This window comes from Vibrio sp. D173a (assembly GCF_030248475.1).
Genome location: NZ_JAHGAH010001448.1, coordinates 1 through 678, shown reverse-complemented (window position 1 = coordinate 678; position 678 = coordinate 1). Strand labels below are relative to the sequence as shown.

Below are 678 nucleotides of genomic sequence, written 5' to 3'. Positions count from 1 at the left end.
AAACCGAATAATGAATTCATATTTTAGCCAATTATCAAAATTTATCGAATAAATATAATGACAACCATCAGCAGAACACGCAGGAATTTAGAACATGAACAATGTAGTAACGAACCAAGAAAAACGCACTTTCGTCATCATTGGTGGCACGTCAGGCATCGGCAAAGCATTAGCGATGCAATTGAGAAACGACGACAACACAGTACACATTGCTAGTCGACATACAGGCGTTGATATCAGCAATGAAAAGTCGATTTGCGAATACTTCGAATCCATTGGCCCCTTCGATCATTTGGTGGTTACTGCTGGCTCATCTGCTCCTGCAGGAAAGGTGACCGACGTTGCTCTTGAAGACGCAAAAACGGCATTTGATACCAAATTTTGGGGCAGCCTGAACGTCGCAAAACATGCGGCACGTTACATCAAACCCAACGGTTCTATCACGCTCACCACTGGCATGTTGTCACGCAAAGTGGTCGCAGGCACTTACGTAAAAACCGCCATCAATGCCGCACTCGAAAGCGTGACTAAAGTGCTTGCAAAAGAACTCGCGCCGATTCGAGTAAACGCCGTCAGCCCAGGCTTAACCATGACCGAAGCCTACAAGAATATGGACGATTCCTCTCGTAACGCAATGTACGACAACGCCAGAAATAACTTACCTGTTGGAAAAGTCGG

At 45.4% G+C, this 678-nt stretch carries 1 protein-coding gene; it reads left to right on the top strand.

Annotated elements, in window-relative coordinates:
• Positions 1–94: 94 nt before the first annotated feature.
• The coding region (locus KIV40_RS33970) for an SDR family oxidoreductase (RefSeq protein WP_285353847.1) at positions 95–678 on the top strand (584 nt) is incomplete at its 3' end.